This window comes from Halovibrio variabilis (genome assembly GCF_007991175.1).
Taxonomy (GTDB): domain Bacteria; phylum Pseudomonadota; class Gammaproteobacteria; order Pseudomonadales; family Halomonadaceae; genus Vreelandella; species Vreelandella variabilis.
Genome location: NZ_BJXV01000001.1, coordinates 238,254 through 254,416, shown reverse-complemented (window position 1 = coordinate 254,416; position 16,163 = coordinate 238,254). Strand labels below are relative to the sequence as shown.

15 protein-coding genes are annotated in these 16,163 nt (G+C 55.4%); 5 read left to right on the top strand and 10 right to left on the bottom strand.

The features are described 5' to 3' along the window. Positions 1-50: 50 nt before the first annotated feature. From menC to frdA, 6 genes are read right to left on the bottom strand one after another with little or no spacing between them, the layout of a single operon-like run. Positions 51-989 (bottom strand): o-succinylbenzoate synthase, encoded by a 939-nt coding sequence (menC, locus tag HVA01_RS01080; protein ID WP_146872631.1) that lies wholly within the window; start codon positions 987-989, stop codon positions 51-53. Further along, positions 989-1,849, bottom strand: a complete 861-nt coding sequence (menB, locus tag HVA01_RS01075) for a 1,4-dihydroxy-2-naphthoyl-CoA synthase (RefSeq protein ID WP_146872630.1) — start codon at positions 1,847-1,849, stop codon at positions 989-991. Before menB ends, menC begins: the two co-directional genes overlap by 1 nt. A 49-nt stretch (positions 1,850-1,898) precedes the next feature. After that, a complete protein-coding gene (gene frdD, locus HVA01_RS01070) occupies positions 1,899-2,285 on the bottom strand; it encodes a fumarate reductase subunit FrdD (protein ID WP_146872628.1) in 387 nt (128 codons plus the stop codon). Next, positions 2,282-2,680, bottom strand: a complete 399-nt coding sequence (locus tag HVA01_RS01065) for a fumarate reductase subunit C (RefSeq protein WP_146872626.1) — start codon at positions 2,678-2,680, stop codon at positions 2,282-2,284. Before HVA01_RS01065 ends, frdD begins: the two co-directional genes overlap by 4 nt. A 14-nt stretch (positions 2,681-2,694) precedes the next feature. After that, complete coding sequence (locus HVA01_RS01060; RefSeq protein ID WP_146872624.1) at positions 2,695-3,477, bottom strand: succinate dehydrogenase/fumarate reductase iron-sulfur subunit; 783 nt, start codon at positions 3,475-3,477, stop codon at positions 2,695-2,697. After that, positions 3,474-5,261 (bottom strand): fumarate reductase (quinol) flavoprotein subunit, encoded by a 1,788-nt coding sequence (frdA, locus tag HVA01_RS01055; protein WP_146872622.1) that lies wholly within the window; start codon positions 5,259-5,261, stop codon positions 3,474-3,476. The genes HVA01_RS01060 and frdA overlap by 4 nt, the downstream gene beginning before the upstream one ends. 271 nt (positions 5,262-5,532) lie before the next feature. On the opposite strand from frdA, the gene HVA01_RS01050 reads away from it, so the two are divergent. Continuing rightward, the gene (locus HVA01_RS01050; protein WP_146872620.1) at positions 5,533-7,002 is read left to right on the top strand and encodes an anion permease; all 1,470 of its coding nucleotides are present in this window, start codon (positions 5,533-5,535) and stop codon (positions 7,000-7,002) included. 6 nt (positions 7,003-7,008) lie between these two features. Here the strand turns inward: HVA01_RS01050 and menH are convergent, their stop codons facing one another. Genes menH through HVA01_RS01035 form a run of 3 tightly spaced genes read right to left on the bottom strand, consistent with a single transcriptional unit; the run spans position 7,009 to position 10,833 of the window. Beyond that, complete coding sequence (gene menH / locus HVA01_RS01045; protein WP_146872619.1) at positions 7,009-7,764, bottom strand: 2-succinyl-6-hydroxy-2,4-cyclohexadiene-1-carboxylate synthase; 756 nt, start codon at positions 7,762-7,764, stop codon at positions 7,009-7,011. Next, positions 7,754-9,502: a 2-succinyl-5-enolpyruvyl-6-hydroxy-3-cyclohexene-1-carboxylic-acid synthase gene (gene menD / locus HVA01_RS01040; protein ID WP_146872617.1), complete on the bottom strand. Its 1,749-nt coding sequence runs from the start codon at positions 9,500-9,502 to the stop codon at positions 7,754-7,756. Before menD ends, menH begins: the two co-directional genes overlap by 11 nt. A gap of 5 nt (positions 9,503-9,507) precedes the next feature. Next, positions 9,508-10,833: an isochorismate synthase gene (locus tag HVA01_RS01035; protein ID WP_146872615.1), complete on the bottom strand. Its 1,326-nt coding sequence runs from the start codon at positions 10,831-10,833 to the stop codon at positions 9,508-9,510. 282 nt (positions 10,834-11,115) lie between these two features. On the opposite strand from HVA01_RS01035, the gene HVA01_RS01030 reads away from it, so the two are divergent. Further along, the gene (locus tag HVA01_RS01030) at positions 11,116-12,036 is read left to right on the top strand and encodes a 1,4-dihydroxy-2-naphthoate polyprenyltransferase (protein WP_146872613.1); all 921 of its coding nucleotides are present in this window, start codon (positions 11,116-11,118) and stop codon (positions 12,034-12,036) included. 72 nt (positions 12,037-12,108) lie between these two features. On the opposite strand, the gene HVA01_RS01025 is transcribed toward HVA01_RS01030, so the two are convergent. Further along, on the bottom strand, positions 12,109-12,942 hold the full coding sequence (locus tag HVA01_RS01025) for a helix-turn-helix domain-containing protein (protein WP_146872611.1): 834 nt from the start codon (positions 12,940-12,942) through the stop codon (positions 12,109-12,111). A gap of 246 nt (positions 12,943-13,188) precedes the next feature. On the opposite strand from HVA01_RS01025, the gene HVA01_RS01020 reads away from it, so the two are divergent. Genes HVA01_RS01020 through HVA01_RS01010 form a run of 3 tightly spaced genes read left to right on the top strand, consistent with a single transcriptional unit; the run spans position 13,189 to position 16,153 of the window. After that, entirely contained in the window at positions 13,189-14,328 is a 1,140-nt protein-coding gene (locus HVA01_RS01020) for an ornithine cyclodeaminase family protein (RefSeq protein WP_146872610.1), read from the top strand. A 58-nt stretch (positions 14,329-14,386) separates the two neighbouring features. After that, on the top strand, positions 14,387-14,806 hold the full coding sequence (locus HVA01_RS01015) for a RidA family protein (RefSeq protein WP_146872608.1): 420 nt from the start codon (positions 14,387-14,389) through the stop codon (positions 14,804-14,806). A gap of 54 nt (positions 14,807-14,860) precedes the next feature. Beyond that, the gene (locus HVA01_RS01010; protein ID WP_146872607.1) at positions 14,861-16,153 is read left to right on the top strand and encodes an NAD(P)/FAD-dependent oxidoreductase; all 1,293 of its coding nucleotides are present in this window, start codon (positions 14,861-14,863) and stop codon (positions 16,151-16,153) included. The last annotated feature ends 10 nt before the right edge of the window (positions 16,154-16,163 follow it).

Genomic DNA, 16,163 nt, shown 5'->3' with positions numbered 1-16,163 from the left:
CCTGTTGATAGCGGTCGGTATGTGTCCCTCCAGCGATGGTGTTGTACCTATCAAGCCCGGTAGAGGCAGTGCAGTGAGTTGGTCATCACTTCGCCCAAGGCATTGGTAACACGCGCAGCCAGCCAGTGGCCGGTATCCAGCCCCGGCGGCTCATCGGCCGCCCACTCGCTGGCTAATCGGCCCAGCAGCCCAAGTCCTAAATCGGATTCAAAGCTTGAGGAAATCACAACGCGCAGATTGCCTTCTCGTGCTCGCTGAACGAGCGCTTCGCAGCCATTTAGCGAGCCAATCAATGTAGGCTTGATCACCAGCGCTTTTAGCTGCGGGTGGCAGTGCCACGCGTCTCCGCGAGAAAGCGTTTCATCCAGCGCCACGTTCACGCCGGAGGCTTCGGCGACCGCGATGGTGTCAGCAAAGCTAGCGCAGGGCTCTTCCAGGTAGTCGATCTGCTCAAGGGGTAACCGCTCACAGAAACGCTGCGCCTCTTCCCGCGTCCAGCCGCCGTTGGCATCCAGAATCAGCTTGGTGGTGGGTAGCCGGGTAGCAAGCAGGTTAATCAGTGCTAGCTCTTCTGCCATGGCGAAGCGTGCCACCTTGAGTTTGAGCCGAGGCGGCGGCAACGCCCCCCAACCGGCTACGATATTATCAAGGTTGGCCATCAGCGCCGCAGGCGCCCCTTGAAGCAGTGGATAGGGGGGCAAAGGCGTGGGAAGAGTTGCAGGCCACAGGCGCAGGGCACAGTCGAACCCAAACTGCACTGAAGGTAGCGTTGGCGTGGCTTTCTCGCCGCGCTGTATGGCAGCTAGGCAGGCCAGGCTTTCAGCTTCTGCTGCGGCAAGGGTTTCGATTGAGAAGCCAGGCAGTGGGGCTATCTCGCCCCACTGGCCGTTGATCGTTACTAGCAGCCCTTCTCTGCTCACCAGCCGCATACCTTTAAACATCAGCGGCTGGCGAAACGGTAGCGAGTAGCGGTAAAGCGCCAGCTGCATTACGGGTTGCGCGGGTAGCGGGAGAAATCCGGGCGGCGCTTTTCGTTAAAGGCGTTGCGCCCCTCCTGCCCCTCTTCGGTCATGTAGAAGAGCATGGTGGCATTGCCCGCCAGCTCCTGAAGCCCGGCCTGCCCATCACAATCAGCATTGAGTGCGGCTTTCAGGCAACGCAGCGCCATCGGGCTATTCTGCAGCATTTCACGGCACCAGCGTACGCTCTCTTTTTCAAGCGCCGCCAGAGGCACCACATGGTTAACCAGCCCCATTTCAAGCGCTTGGGCGGCATCATACTGGCGGCACAGAAACCAGATTTCCCGCGCTTTTTTCTGGCCCACAATGCGCGCCATATAAGAGGCGCCGTAGCCGCCATCGAAGGAGCCGACCTTGGGGCCGGTCTGGCCAAAAATGGCGTTATCGGCGGCAATGGTCAGGTCGCACATCATATGCAGTACGTGGCCACCGCCAATGGCGTAACCGGCCACCATGGCGATAATCGGCTTAGGGCAGGTGCGAATATCGCGCTGGAAGTCCAGCACGTTAAGGTGATGGGCGCCCTCTTCGTCCTGGTAACCGCCGTAGTCGCCACGAATGCGCTGATCGCCACCAGAACAGAACGCTTTGTCGCCTGCACCGGTGAGAATAATCACGCCAGTGGCGCTATCGTAGCGCGCCCGGCTTAGCGCCTGGATCATCTCGCTAACCGTCAGCGGGCGAAAGGCGTTACGCACCTCGGGGCGATTGATGGTGATGCGCGCAATACCCTCTTTCGACGTGTGGTACAGAATATCCTGATAGTCGTTTGAGTGATCCTGCCACTCGATAGCCGCGTAGAGTTCTGCTTCAGTGAGTCCGTTGATCATGCCAGTCTCTTTTTTTATCTGTCAGGGGTAAGCGATGGCAGCGCGCCGTTTAGCTAAGGAAACCTGCCACGACTAAGCCCAGCGCCAAAACACTCAGCAGCGCAGCGCCGCCGTACATCAGCTTCTTGTTGAGTGTGTCATTGCCCACGCTGATATCAAACAATCCATGGCGCAGGCGGTGGGCGGTATGGAATAGCGGTAGACAAACCACCGCCCCCACAAACAGGAACCCTGGCACGCTAAACAGCAGCGATGATGCCCGCTCATAGCTCAGTGCCTCGGTAGGCAGCAGGCCCAGGGGCAGTAGAACCGCGATAAACAGAATAACGGCGGGCAGCAAGACGGCAAAACAGACGCCGCCCGCGCTAAACAGTCCCCACCAGAGCGGCTCGTCAAAGGCTTGTTTGTGCTGAACATCGTGTTTGTTCATATTCATGCCCCCCTCCCCAATAGCCAGAAAAACAGCAGCGCAACGACCACCACTCCCGCCCACTGCCCAGCGACAATAGCCTGATCGGGCAGGCTATGGCCGGCGATGCGAATCGGCATTACCCGCGGGAACAGCACAAAGAAGGTGGCGGCGTGGAACAGGCTGGCAGCCAATGCTACAAGGTTCAGTAGCAGCACGATGGGGGAGCCCATAAAGGCGATCCACCCCTGCCAGCTGTCCGCTCCCTGGAGAAGAGCGACCATACCGGCCAGTAAACACAGCGTGAAAAACACCAGCGGTAGCACCGTGGCTTCGCGCAGCATATAGAGCTTAAAAAAGCGGTGCTTCAGCCACCAAGTGCGTTTCAGTGGCGGCAGGCGCTGCGATGATGACTTATCCATGATTGTCTCTCCCCCTACCCTTTAAACAGCGCAATAAGCGTGTGTTTGGCCGCCTCGACCTTGCCCTGATTTACCGCAGCGGCGGGGTCAACGTGTTTGGGGCATACCTTCGAGCAGAAGCCCACAAAAGTGCAGCTCCATACGCCGTCGTGGCGGTTAAGCTCGGCCATACGCGCTTTTTTGCCATTGTCGCGGCTGTCCAGATTGTAACGGTGAGCCAGCGTTAGCGCCGCTGGGCCCAGGAATTCTGGATTAAGCCCAAACTGGGGGCAGGCGGAGTAGCAAAGCCCACAGTTAATGCAGTTCGCGAACTGCTTGTAGCGGGCAAGCTGCTCCGGCGTCTGCTGATAGGTTTCCGGCGCTTTAGGGTCGTAGGGTTTTACCGGGTTATCGCCAATCAAGTAGGGCTTAACCGCCGCCAGATGCTCAAGGAAGATCGCCATATCCACCACCAGATCCCGCTGTACCGGGAAGTGAGATAGCGGCTCAATACGAATATCGCCCTCATAATCGCGCAGGAAGGTTTTGCAGCCAAGCTTGGGAATGCCGTTCACCATCACCCCGCAGGAGCCACAGATCGCCATACGGCAAGACCAGCGATAACTCAGCGTGCTATCGAGCTGCTCTTTGATATGGTTGAGGGCATCCAGCAGCGAGGTGCTGTCATCCACCGGCAGGTCATACTCCTGCCAGTATGTTTCAGTCGAGGTGTCCGGCAGGTAGCGCTTAACGCTGATGTGCTTGGTGCTGGCGCTATTAGTGCTAACACGCTTGGCGGTGATCTGATCGGTACTCATACCTTCTCCCCCTTGCCTGCATCGCCATAAGCCCGCTCCGCCGGGGCGGAGAAGCGCGCATCGACGTCCTGCCAGCGCAGCTCGGCATGGGCATCGCCTTGATAGAACACCTGGCTGTGCTTGAGGTAGTTAACGTCATCGCGTTTCTGCATCTCCTCATCCAAGCGCTGGTGGGCACCGCGGGATTCACGCCGCTCAAGCGCCCCCAAGCAGGAGGCTTCAGCAATATCCAGGCCACACTCCAGCTCCAAACACTCCAAGAGCTCGGTATTGAAAATCTTGCTGGTATCGTTAATGCGAACCTTATTAAAGCGAGTACGCAACTGGCGCATGGTATCCAGCGAATGACGCATGCCCTCTTCGGTGCGATAAATCCCGCAGCCGCTCTCCATGGCCTGCACCATGGCGTGCTTGAGCTCTACCCAGCTCTCCGCACTGTCGGTTCCGTCGCATAACCGCAGCAGCTTGGCTTGCTGACGATCGCCCTGGGCTTCCAGCAGGCGCTCATCGGCCCACTCGGTTTGCGCAGCGCGCTTACTTGCCTGCTCACCGGCCAGGCGGCCAAACACCAACAGCTCAGTCAGTGAGTTAGAGCCCAGTCGGTTGGCGCCGTGCAAGCCCACCGAAGCGCACTCCCCGGCGGCGTAGAGCCCGGCAATGGAGGTTTCGCACTGGGGGTTGGTTTCAATGCCACCCATGGTGTAATGAACCGCCGGTCGGATGGGGATCGGCTCTTTCACCGGGTCGACGTTGATGTAGGCTTTGGCCAGCTCGCAGATAAACGGCAGGCGCTCCAGAATGTATTTTTCACCCAGGTGGCGCAGATCAAGATAGACCACATCGCTGTCGCCAAACTTGCCAGTGCGGCCCGCCTGCTGCTCCTGCCAGAAGGCCTGGGAGAGCTTGTCCCGTGGCCCCAGCTCCATGTACTTGTTCTCCGGTTTGCCAAGTGGCGTTTCCGGGCCAAGGCCGTAATCCTGCAGGTAGCGATAGCCATCTTTATTGAGCAGAATCCCACCTTCGCCCCGGCACGCTTCGGTAATCAAAATGCCGGAGCCAGGCAGGCCAGTGGGGTGGTATTGAACAAACTCCATGTCCCGCAGCGCCACACCGTGACGATAGGCCATCGCCATGCCGTCGCCGGTAACAATGCCCGCATTGGTATTGAAGCGGAACAGGCGCCCCGCACCGCCGGTAGCCAGCACCACCGCTTTAGCGCGCAACAGGGTCAGCTCACCGGTGGCGATTTGCAGGGCAATCACGCCAATCACAGCGCCTTCATGAACGGCGAGATCGAGCACGAAGTACTCGTCAAAGCGCTCGATCTCGGGGTATTTCAGCGAGGTTTGAAACAGCGTGTGAAGCATATGGAAGCCGGTTTTGTCGGCGGCGAACCAGGTGCGGGCGGTTTTCATACCCCCAAAGCGGCGTACTTGCACTTGGCCATCGTCTTTACGACTCCAGGGGCAGCCCCAGCGCTCCATCTGCACCAGCTCTTGATAGGCGTGGTGGACAAAGTAATCGACGACGCCCTGCTCAACCAGCCAATCACCGCCAGACACCGTGTCGTCAAAATGCGCTTGGTGAGTGTCTTCTTCGCTGGTAACGGCAGCCGCCCCACCTTCAGCGGCCACTGTATGGGAGCGCATGGGGTACACCTTGGACAGCAGCGCAATACGCTGGGGAGTGCCCTGCCCCTTGGCCTGCTCGGCAGCTCCAATGGCAGCGCGCAAACCGGCTCCACCCCCTCCAACGATAACGATATCGAAATCCCGCTGCTGCATGACAACCCCTTCCATTAGCCAAGTCAAAGGTGGTACTGGCGGCACTCTCCGGCGCCCTTTCATTATTCGAACTTACCACGCCCTTGGCAGACCCCGCTCATTAGTCGAAAGAACTATTGACGTGCATCAAGGGAGAAGAAAATCGAGTGGGTATTGCTGTTCCCCTCACACCGCAGCCCCTACTCTCCAAGCCACTCACTGCAAGGCAGATACCTATCTACCTATCCGCCAGGCAATAAAAATAGCCAAGGCAAACTCAAGGAGGTGCCGCATGACGACGAATGCTCAACCCTCACCGCGATGGAAACTGCTAGCACCGTTAGCAGTCGCTATTATTGTCGCGCTGATCCCCACTCCCCCGGGGCTTGCGCCCCATGCGTGGTATTTTTTAGCCATTTTCCTGGGTTGCGTGGTGGGTTTGATTCTTGAACCACTACCGGGCGCGGTGGTGGGGCTGATCGGCGTTACCCTGGTGGCGCTACTTTCAAGGTGGGTGTTGTTCTCTCCCGAACAGCTCGCCGTTGACGGTTTCAACCCCGCTGGCCAGGCCTTTTCCTGGGCAGTGTCGGGCTTTACCAACTCCACCGTCTGGCTAATTTTCGGGGCCTTCATGTTTGCTCTAGGCTACGAAAAAACCGGCTTGGGCAGGCGAATATCGCTCTGGTTGGTCAAGGCAATGGGGAAACGCACCTTGACCCTTGGCTACGCGGTGATGATTGCCGATGGCATTCTGGCGCCCTTTACACCTTCTAACACAGCCCGCAGTGGAGGCACCATTTACCCGGTAATTCGTAACCTGCCAACGCTTTACGATTCGCACCCCAATGACCCCAGCATGAAGCGCATGGGCAGCTTTCTGATGTGGACAGCGCTGGCGTCTACCTGCGTGACCAGCTCGCTATTTTTGACTGCGCTGGCCCCCAATTTATTGGCGATCGCGCTAACCGAAAGCACCACTGGCATCCAGATCAACTGGGGGCAGTGGTTTATGGCGGTCGTGCCGGTGGGCATTCTGCTGCTACTGCTGGTGCCGCTGCTAAGCTACTGGCTATGCGCCCCCGAAGTGAAAGCGGGCGATGAAATTTCCGACTGGGCCGGAAAGGAGTTAACCAAGCTGGGCGCACTGACCCGTCATGAAATCATGCTGGTCATTATGGTGGTCACCGCCCTGATGCTGTGGATTTTTGCTGGCAGCATCATCTCCGGCTCACTGGTAGGCCTAGTGGTGATCTGCGGCATGCTGTTAACAAGCATCATTAGCTGGGACGATATTCTTAACAATCGTGCGGCTTGGAATACCTTTGTGTGGTTTGCCACCCTGGTGGCGCTAGCAGGCGGACTTAGTCAAGTAGGATTCGTTAACTGGTTTGGCGGTGTGGTCGGCGGGCAGATAAGCCACTTCGACCCAGTGATGGCCATGGTGGCGCTAGTGGTTATTTTTTACCTACTGCACTACTTCTTTGCCAGCGTGACGGCACATGTCACCGCCCTGCTGCCGGTGATTCTGGCGGCGGCGTCGGGCATTGCCGGGCTGGATATGCAGATGTTTATTCTGCTGCTACTGCCCACGCTCGGCTTTATGGGCATTCTCACCCCCTACGGCACTGGGCCAAGCCCGGTCTACTACGGCAGTGGCTACCTGCCCAGCGCGCTCTTTTGGCGCCTAGGGGCGATCTTCGGGCTGCTGTTCCTGGTGGTTTGGCTGGTGATTGGCCTGCCCTGGCTCATGCTGATCAGTTGATAAACACTAGCCTAACCGGTACCAGGCATTGAGTTGCTGAGCAATCATCCCCGGTTGCTCAGCATGAAGATTGTGGCCCCCCTCCAGCGTGATATGGCGCAGGCGCGGGGCCATCGTTGCTAGATGAGTCGCCAGAGTATGGAACTTGGCATCCTGCTGCCCCGAAAAATAGCTGACCGGTAGGGGGGTAGTCTCCAGCCACTGCCATAGCGAGGGCTGATGGCCCAGGGACGTTGACCGCAGCATGTTGGCGATGGCTGGCTTATGATTCGCTAGGCGACGTTGAATCTGCCGACGGCGCTGGATCGCGGTGAGATCAGCAAACACCGGCTGCTGATACCAATCGGTAAGTACGTCTTTCAGCGGCTCTTGCTCGAAACGTCTGGCCCACTGCTCATCGTGGGCAAGGCGGGCAGAGCGCTCGCTGGCAGGCAGCCCTGGGTGGGCGCTTTCCAGCCAAAGCGCTTCCAGCCCCAGCGGTTGGCGGCTAGCGTGATAAAGCGCCAAACGCCCGCCCAGGGAGTAGCCCAGCAGGCAGTAATGACGAATACCTTGCGTTATCAGCATATCGCTAAGCCAGTGGTGAAACGCCTCGAAAGAGGCTACCTGTACCTGGCGGTTCTCACCGTGCCCTGGCAAGTCCAGCGCGAGGCAGTGGATGCCTTCCAAGCCAGCCATCACCTCACCCCAGTCCTGGCTATCGCCCAGCAGGCCATGGAGCAGTACCAGGGTCGGCGCCTGCGTCTGAGGTTTACTGCTCACGCGGCGTTCTTCTAATCGCTGCACCAAGGGCCTTGAGATCATCGGCGACCTGCTGATGGGGCACGTTAACCTCGATCAGTGTAACGCCCGCCTTTAAGGCCTGAGTATAGGCCGCCGAGAAGGCATCCAATGAGTTGGGCGCTGAATAACCAAGCCCAAACATCTTGGCCGCATACTTGAAGCTCAAGCCATGGGGCTGGCGGTAATAGCGCTCCAGCAGCTCGCCTTCTTTGGGCACCGGCAACATATGAAAAATACTGCCGCCATCATTGTTGAGAATCACCACCACCAGGGGCTGAGTGGCCTGCTTTAACAGCGCCAGGCTGTTGAGATCGTGCAGTGCGCTGGTATCCCCTAGCACAATAGTCGTGGGTTCCGAGCATGTGCAGCTGAGGCCATAGGCCGTGGCGATCAGACCATCGATACCGGACGCGCCGCGATTGGCCCATACTCGCAGCGGCGCTTGGCGATGCCTTCCCAGCATATTCATGAGCCGTGCAGGCAGGCTGTTGCCGATAAACAGCTGCCCTTCCGCCAACTGCGCTAGCTGGTGGCAAACACCCAGCTCAGAGAATGCCGCCGCCCATTCTTCCACCAGTTGGCTGGTGCGACGTTGCAGGCTATCTAACTGATGCCAAGGCTTGTGTTCAGGCAGCTTCTGCAAAGCAGCAACAACCTCAGCAGGCGAACCTATCAAACGGCGCTTAACGCAGTAGTCGGGGTCCAGCCGTTGGGGCAGCGGGTCAACCAACCAGACATCCTGCCAGGGCTGTTGGGCAATAAACTGAGTGAGTCGCTTGGAGATTAACCGGCCGCCAAACTGCAGTAGCACCTCGGCTTTGGCGAGCTCTATGCTGAAGCGTTCGTCATGCAGCGCCAGATCAAAATGGATCAGGTTCTGAGGATCAAAACGAAGCTGACTCTGCACATCCGCCAGCAGCGGCCAGCCCAGTTGTTTGGATAGCGCAACAATCTGCTGCGCCTGATGGGGATCATCGACACTTCCTTCAACCCTGCCCACAACAATCAGGCCACGCTGCTGGGCAAACGCTTCCCACTCGTTGTTGATCGCTGGCATCGCCATGCAGGTTGGCCAATCACTCCAAGGCGTGGGATCCGTTAGCCAGCGCCCCAGCGGAGCGAGATAGCCACTGGCATCCACCAAGCAGTTGCCGGGATAAAGGGGCTCGCGGTAACGGCAGTTGATATGGATAGGCCCAGGCGTACGGCGCTGCTGATCAACCGCTTGATCAATCGTGCTGAGGAGAAACGCTGCTTTTATCTCAGTATCGGGCGGCGGCAAGTCGTGGTGAACAGTCGTGTGGCGGGAGAAGATATCCCGCTGGTCGATCGCCTGATTGCTGCCGTTATTCAGCAGCTCAATGGGGCGATCAGCGGAGAGTACAATTAGCGGTACGCCAAGCAAATTGGCTTCCACCACTGCCGGGTAGAGGTTGGCCACGGCGGTGCCTGAGGTTGTGATAATCACCACCGGCCGATGACTGCCCCGGGCAATGCCCAGCGCCATAAACCCCAGCCCACGCTCGTCAAAATGGCAGTGGCAGCACAGCCCAACATGCTCGCTGGCGGCCATGGTCAGCGGCGATGAGCGCGAGCCGGGCGCCAGCACCACATCGCGCACGCCTAAGCGGTAGAGTTCTTCCAACATCAGCGCCGCCCAAACATGGTTAAAGGTGGCGTGCGCTTTCGCAAGACCGTTCGATGTCAGCACTGTCATCTACGTTACCCCATCCCCAGCAGCGACATAATATCGGCGATTTTGGTATCCAGTTCGCGCCACTCCTCGTCCGGCTGGGAGCCCGCCACGATACCTGCACCGGCATAAAGCCGGATGGTTTCAGAATCGATATGGGCACAACGGATGGTCACGGCAAGGTCGCTACTGGCGTGGCTAATTCTACCAAACACCCCTGAGTACCAACCGCGTTGATGACGTTCATGCTGACGAGTAAACGCCAGCGCCGACTCGCGAGGAACGCCGCCTACCGCCGGGGTAGGCGGCAGCACTGAAAGCAGTTGTTGGTCGCTTACGTCACTGTGTAACTCGGCATGAATCAGACGGCGGATATGCTGCAAAGAGCGCAACTTCATAATATGAGCCTCACCCATTTGGACTTGCGAAGAAAGCGGCTCAAGCTGGGTCAGGATTTGCTGATAAACGCACTGGTTTTCCAGCGTGTTTTTCTTATCCGCCAGCAACTCAGTAGCAAGCACCTGATCTTGCTGGGCATCCCGCCCACGCCTCGTAGTGCCTGCCAACGCTTCGGTGATCAAATGCCGGCCTTCACGCTTATAGAGCCGCTCCGGCGGGCAGCCGATAAATGCCTCATGGGGAGAAAACTGAACACCAAAATGAAAACAGTCAGCGGCGCCTGACTGCCAGCGTGACAGCAGCGCCCAAGGGTTGGAGGTTTTCGGCGTTGTTAGACACGTTTCACGAGAAAGCACCACCTTGGGCGTATGCGCAAGGTGGTCGGGGTTCGTCACCTGCCACACCCACGCCGCCCATTCTTGTTGGCTAGGGCGGTCTTCGCGCTGGTAAACGTGGGGCTTAAGGCGAGGCAGCGGTTGCTCTGCTACCAAGGCGTCTAAACAGGCATGGGCCTGGGCGATTTCGTCTTTTGGGCAGCGGTCATCGAAACATAGATTCAGTGACAGCGTTGCGCCACCTTGATGACATGTAAGCTCAATGCGCGGCAGCAAAAAGTGGCAGGCTGGAAAGTGCTCCCATCCTGGCGTGCTAGGGTCGAAAGCCATGCCGCCAAAAAAATCAGGCTGCTCGCCGCCAACAGCGGCCAGCGCGGCAAGATCAGCCTCCAACGCCGCTAGTGAATCAAAGGCGTTAACAACACCCAGCGCCGCATACTCAACGGCGCCCGCATCACGGGATTGCCAGTAGAGACGAGGATACATGCTTTGTATGTTTAACCACCCCAGCAGGTTTTCCACCTGACAAGGAGTACTTAGGCGAACAAAGCCATTCGTACCTGTTTCAGGCAATGAATCGAGCCGATGTTGAAGCACCTCAACGGGGCTTTTGGTTTGCATAGGTAATATCAGGTAAAAGTGAACTATCCCACATAAAGGGGCCTGTGTATTGGGGTCAATTCATTGGACGGAAATCAACCACCTGACGGTTACCACTAAATAAGTCACCCATCATCACGTAGACTAATGGTGTAGAGATCGTTCGTAGTGTGGGATAAGGCGATGCTGCTTGTTTTGACGTGGATCTACTTTTTAGCAAAAAATCATACAGCACTGAATGTTTGGCAACTGCCGCGCTAGCCGCTATTTAAACGAAAAATTGTTAACAGGAATATCGACACAATGGAACCACGCGCTAAGCGCCTCCAAGCATGGTTGTTAGCCGCACGCCCTCGCACGCTACCGCTGGCGTGCGCTTCCATTCTTTTGGGTACTGGGCTAGCGGCGAGTGCGGATGCCTTTAATGGCGTGGTGCTTTTACTAGCCCTACTCACCGCCATTGCGCTACAGGTACTCTCTAATCTCGCCAATGACTATGGCGATGCGGCTTCTGGTGCCGATGACCAATCACGAATTGGGCCGGTGCGGGCGGTCTCTTCAGGCTTGCTTACGCCACAGGCAATGCGCAAGGGGATGATCATTACCGCAATCGTAGCAGCGCTGTTAGGGCTGTCATTGCTGATTACCGCCTTTGGTAACCAGTGGGGAGAGATTGTGACTTTCCTGCTGCTAGGTGCCGCCGCTTTATTAGCAGCCGTGACCTATACCGTTGGCCTGGGCGGAACGCCTTATGGCTATCGAGGGTTTGGAGATATTGCGGTCTTTGTGTTTTTCGGTTTGTTAGGCGTTCTGGGCACTTATTACCTGTATACCCAGCAGCTAAGCTGGCTGCCGTTGCTACCCGCTACGGCGTGTGGGCTATTAGCAACCGCCGTGCTCAATGTGAATAACGTGCGGGATATCGAAAGCGATGCGGGCAACGGCAAGATCACCCTGGCGGTGCGGCTGGGTCGTGAGAACGCCATTCACTACCACTGGGCATTACTGGGATTAGCGCTGCTACTCACCTTGATCTATTTGGTTACACTGCCGGTGCCTTTGGCGGGATGGAGCTGCCTATTGGTGGCCAAGCCGCTAACGGATGCCGTCAGAACACTACGCCATACCCGTGATGGCGAGATCCTGACCGGCATGCTGAAGAAAACCGCCATTTCGACGCTGCTTTACAGCGTCCTGCTGTCGATTGGCTTGGCGTTTTTTTAGCTTCACTCGCTTAGATTCGCGCTTTGATGCGCGTTTTTGGGGCAGCGTGAAAAGTCGATGGGCATTATTGGTTCAAAAACACTGAATCTTATCCAGGTACGCTTGCTGTTTAACACAGCGTTGGTACGACTTCGGCGTGGTGCTGACCAGCGTTTTAAACTCTTTTAAAAAATGTGGCTGATCACTAAAACCTAGCTCAAATGCCATATCAGAGAAAGTTACTTGATGACGGTGGTTAATAGCGTAGACAGCCGATTGACACCGGATAATGCGGCTAAATGCTTTAGGGGACATACCCATATCGGCGTGAAATTGGCGCTGAATTGTCCGCGTAGAATAGCCGGTTAATGCGGCTAATTTATCGATACGAATATTGCCTTGCTGATCGAAAATAAAGCGAACCACCGCCTGAGTTAACATTGACAGCTGGCGTGCTTCTTTGTTTTCAAAAAATTTTTGAAATACAGCGACCTGGATAGCGAAATCAGTTTGCCCTGCGACCTCTTCAAGCAATTGATCTGCATTAGGAATCACATCTTCCAGGCTAAAATGATGCTCAATCAATTCTTCCGCGGATACCTTCAAACAATTCGGGATAATGCTCGACGCAAAGCGCACACCAAAGTAACGATGATGACACTCTAATTCGACATTAATCGCAGCCATTGGTGTTCCAAATACTTCTGCTTTTGGACTACTCGCGTCGCAATCAAAAATAATGTCTATACAGCCATCAGGAATAGCCTTCGTTTCCTGTGCCAATAGGCTTGTTTCAAAACTGTAGAAATGTGAAATCACAGGATTACTTGAACTAGCAAGAGAAAAGTTCTGCGCTGCGCTTAGAACCAACCATGGTTGTTTTGAGCGAATCTTTTCTAGACGGCTAGCAACAGCTCTATTGAGCATGACGGTACCTGATGGAAAAGATTAGGTTCCCATCTTAAAGCAAGAAAGGTGCCATCTTTAGCAACAGCTAAAACCTTTAACCGTGTCGCAAAAATACAATACGCTCAATTTTTATCGCCCTATGTTGGAAATGCCTGTTGAAAAACATCTGATTCACAGTGACTAAGGCTTCAAGCTTTTATCTAGAAGCATGATGACTAGTGCGCACCGTGGATAAACTAAAAATAGCCCAAGGGTGTAATTGCTATGTCTGAGAATACAAACATCGATTTTATTTATCTTTCCGAGCCCGACATGATCAAAGCAGGCGTGACCGATATGCCGCGCTGCGTTGACAGCATGGAAGAGATGTTTGTGCTGCTACACAAAGGCGATTATCGCATGGCGGGTCCAAATAATGATTCCCATGGTGCGATGGTGTCGTTCCCTGAAAAGTCAGATATTCCTACCATGCCTCTTCATACCCCTGATCGTCGCTTGATGGCAATGCCAGCCTACCTAGGCGGTAACTTCCAAACCTGCGGCGTAAAATGGTATGGCTCCAACATCGCAAACCGCGAAAAAGGGCTACCACGCTCTATCTTGATGTTTACGCTAAACGATGCGGATACCGGCGCACCTCTAGCGCATATGTCAGCTAACTTGCTATCGGCCTATCGAACCGGCGCGGTGCCAGGAGTGGGGGCGCGCTATCTTGCTCGTAAAGATTCTAAAGTTATTGGCCTGCTTGGTCCGGGTGTTATGGCTAAGACCTCCGTCGCAGCGTTCGTCGCAGCATGTCCAGATATCAATACAGTGCAAGTAAAAGGCCGGGGTCAGAAAAGTCTTGATAGTTTTCTTACTTGGATCAACCAAACCTTCCCCCAAATCACTAATGTTCACGTCGTCGATACCCTCGAAGACGTGGTTCGTAACGCCGATATTGTGACCTACTGTAACTCGGGTGAGACGGGTGATGTGTCCACTTACCCGATTATCAAGCGGGAATGGGTAAAACCCGGCGCGTTTATCTCCATGCCAGCCTACTGCCGCTTTGATGAAGCACTAGAGAAAAACGACGTTCGTAAGGTGATGGACAACATCGGCTTATACCAAGCATGGCATGAAGAAGCACCGAAGCCTGCCCATATGTACATCCCCATCATTGGCTGTCGTTTTATGGACATGATTGATGAAGGGCTGATGACCAAAGAACAGTTAGAAGACCTCGGCGCGATTGCGGCGGGTGATGCGCCGGGCCGTAAAAATGATGACGAAATCATTGTGTTGTCAGTAGGCGGTTTGCCAACGGAGGACGTGGCGTGGGCAACCAAGATTTATCATAACGCCGTTAAACAAGGGATTGGTGTGAAGTTGAATCTTTGGGAAACACCGGCACTTCGTTAATGAACCCTTATCCGCGGCCTATTTCTTGGCCGTATTGTTTTCTTATTAGGCCAACTTCATGAGCAACATTGTCAAAGTAAAAACAGGTTCTCCGTTTGAGGAGATAGCGAGCTACTCGCGTTTGGTCGCCGTAGAGAACTGGATATTTGTTTCGAATACCGCTGGCCGCAACCCGGAGACAAAAGAAATTCCCGACGGTGTGATTGAGCAGGCCGAACAAGTGTTCAGTAATATCGAGCATGCGCTAGCAAGTGTCGATGCATCACTGCAGGACGTGGTGATGTCTCGCGTGTTTATCCAAAACCCACAGGATACTGCGGCGGTTATGGAGTTTATCGGCACTAAGTTCCGAGGGGTCAACCCCGCTACTTCAGTCACTTGCCCACCGCTAGGCTCTACGGCCTACAAAGTGGAGCTTGAAGTCACGGCCTACCGTGGTGCATCCAAGGCAACCGTTAACGAAATCCGTCTTACCTAACAACAAGCAGTGTGCCGAACCGGTATCTACCGGTTGCCATTGAGGAGTTTTGCTATGCCAAAAACACTCACCCGTGTAACAACGCGAGACGAACTACCCAAGTCCACATCGGTGGTCATCATTGGCGGCGGCATCATTGGCATTTCTGCGGCGTTAACGTTGGCCGAGCACAATATCCCCGTAGTGCTACTCGAAAAAGGTCACATCGCTGGTGAACAATCTTCGCGCAACTTGGGCTGGATTCGTAAAACCAGTCGCCATGCAAATGATGTCCCGTTGGCAGTTGCAGCCGACAAGCTTTGGGCGAACATGCGTAGCCGCCTTGGCGCCGGTGTGGGCTATAAACAATCCGGCATCATGTTCCTAGCGAAGACCGTTGAACAGATGACAATTCACGAAAGCTGGCTGAAATCGGTAGCAGAGCTTGAACTTGATTCCCGACTATTAAGCCCATCAGAGATCGATAAATTGGTACCCGGTGGCAAAGCCGATTGGAAGGGTGGAATTTATACCCCATCCGATGGTCGCGGGGAGCCTTCTATTGCGACCAGCGCTATGGCGAAAGCTGCTATAGAAAAGGGTGCCACACTGATTCAAGGGTGCGCTGTACGAACGCTGACCACGACCGCTGGCAATATCAGTGGTGTCGTCACCGAGCGCGGAGAAATTCAGTGCGATCAGGTGCTGCTCGCGGGCGGCGCGTGGTCGCGACGCTTTCTGGGTAATCACGGGGTCTCTTTACCTACTCTCCCCGTGGTCGCCTCTGTTCTGCGTACTAAGCCCATCGAAGGCCCCACTGATATCGCTGTTGGCGGCCCAGACTTCTCTTTTCGCAAGCATCAAGATGGCGGGTTCATCATTATGCAGCGTGGAAAAGTTGACGCACCGCTTACGCTTGATCACTTAACCATCGGTATGAAATTTAGCCAGCAGCTCCGTTTTGGTCGTGATGCGCTGAACATCTCTTTTGGTAAAGAATTCTTTAGGGATTTAAACACGGCTCGCCGCTGGCACAGGGATAAACAGACACCTTTTGAACACACCCGTGTACGGGACCCAAACATAAATCATGGCCTGCTAAAGGATGCCATGCACAACACAATCAATGCCTGGCCCATATTTAAGCACGCAGAAATAGAAGAATCATGGGCAGGTTTAATTGATGTAACGCCGGACTCCACGCCAGTCATCGATCATATCAAAACGATTCCTGGGCTCACCGTTGCAACTGGATTTTCCGGCCATGGCTTTGGCACAGGGCCTGCTGCGGGGCAGCTAGCCGTCGATATCGTTTTGAACGAAAACCCAATCGTTGATCCTAGCCCCTATCGATTTGATCGGTTCTAGCGTTGGCGCT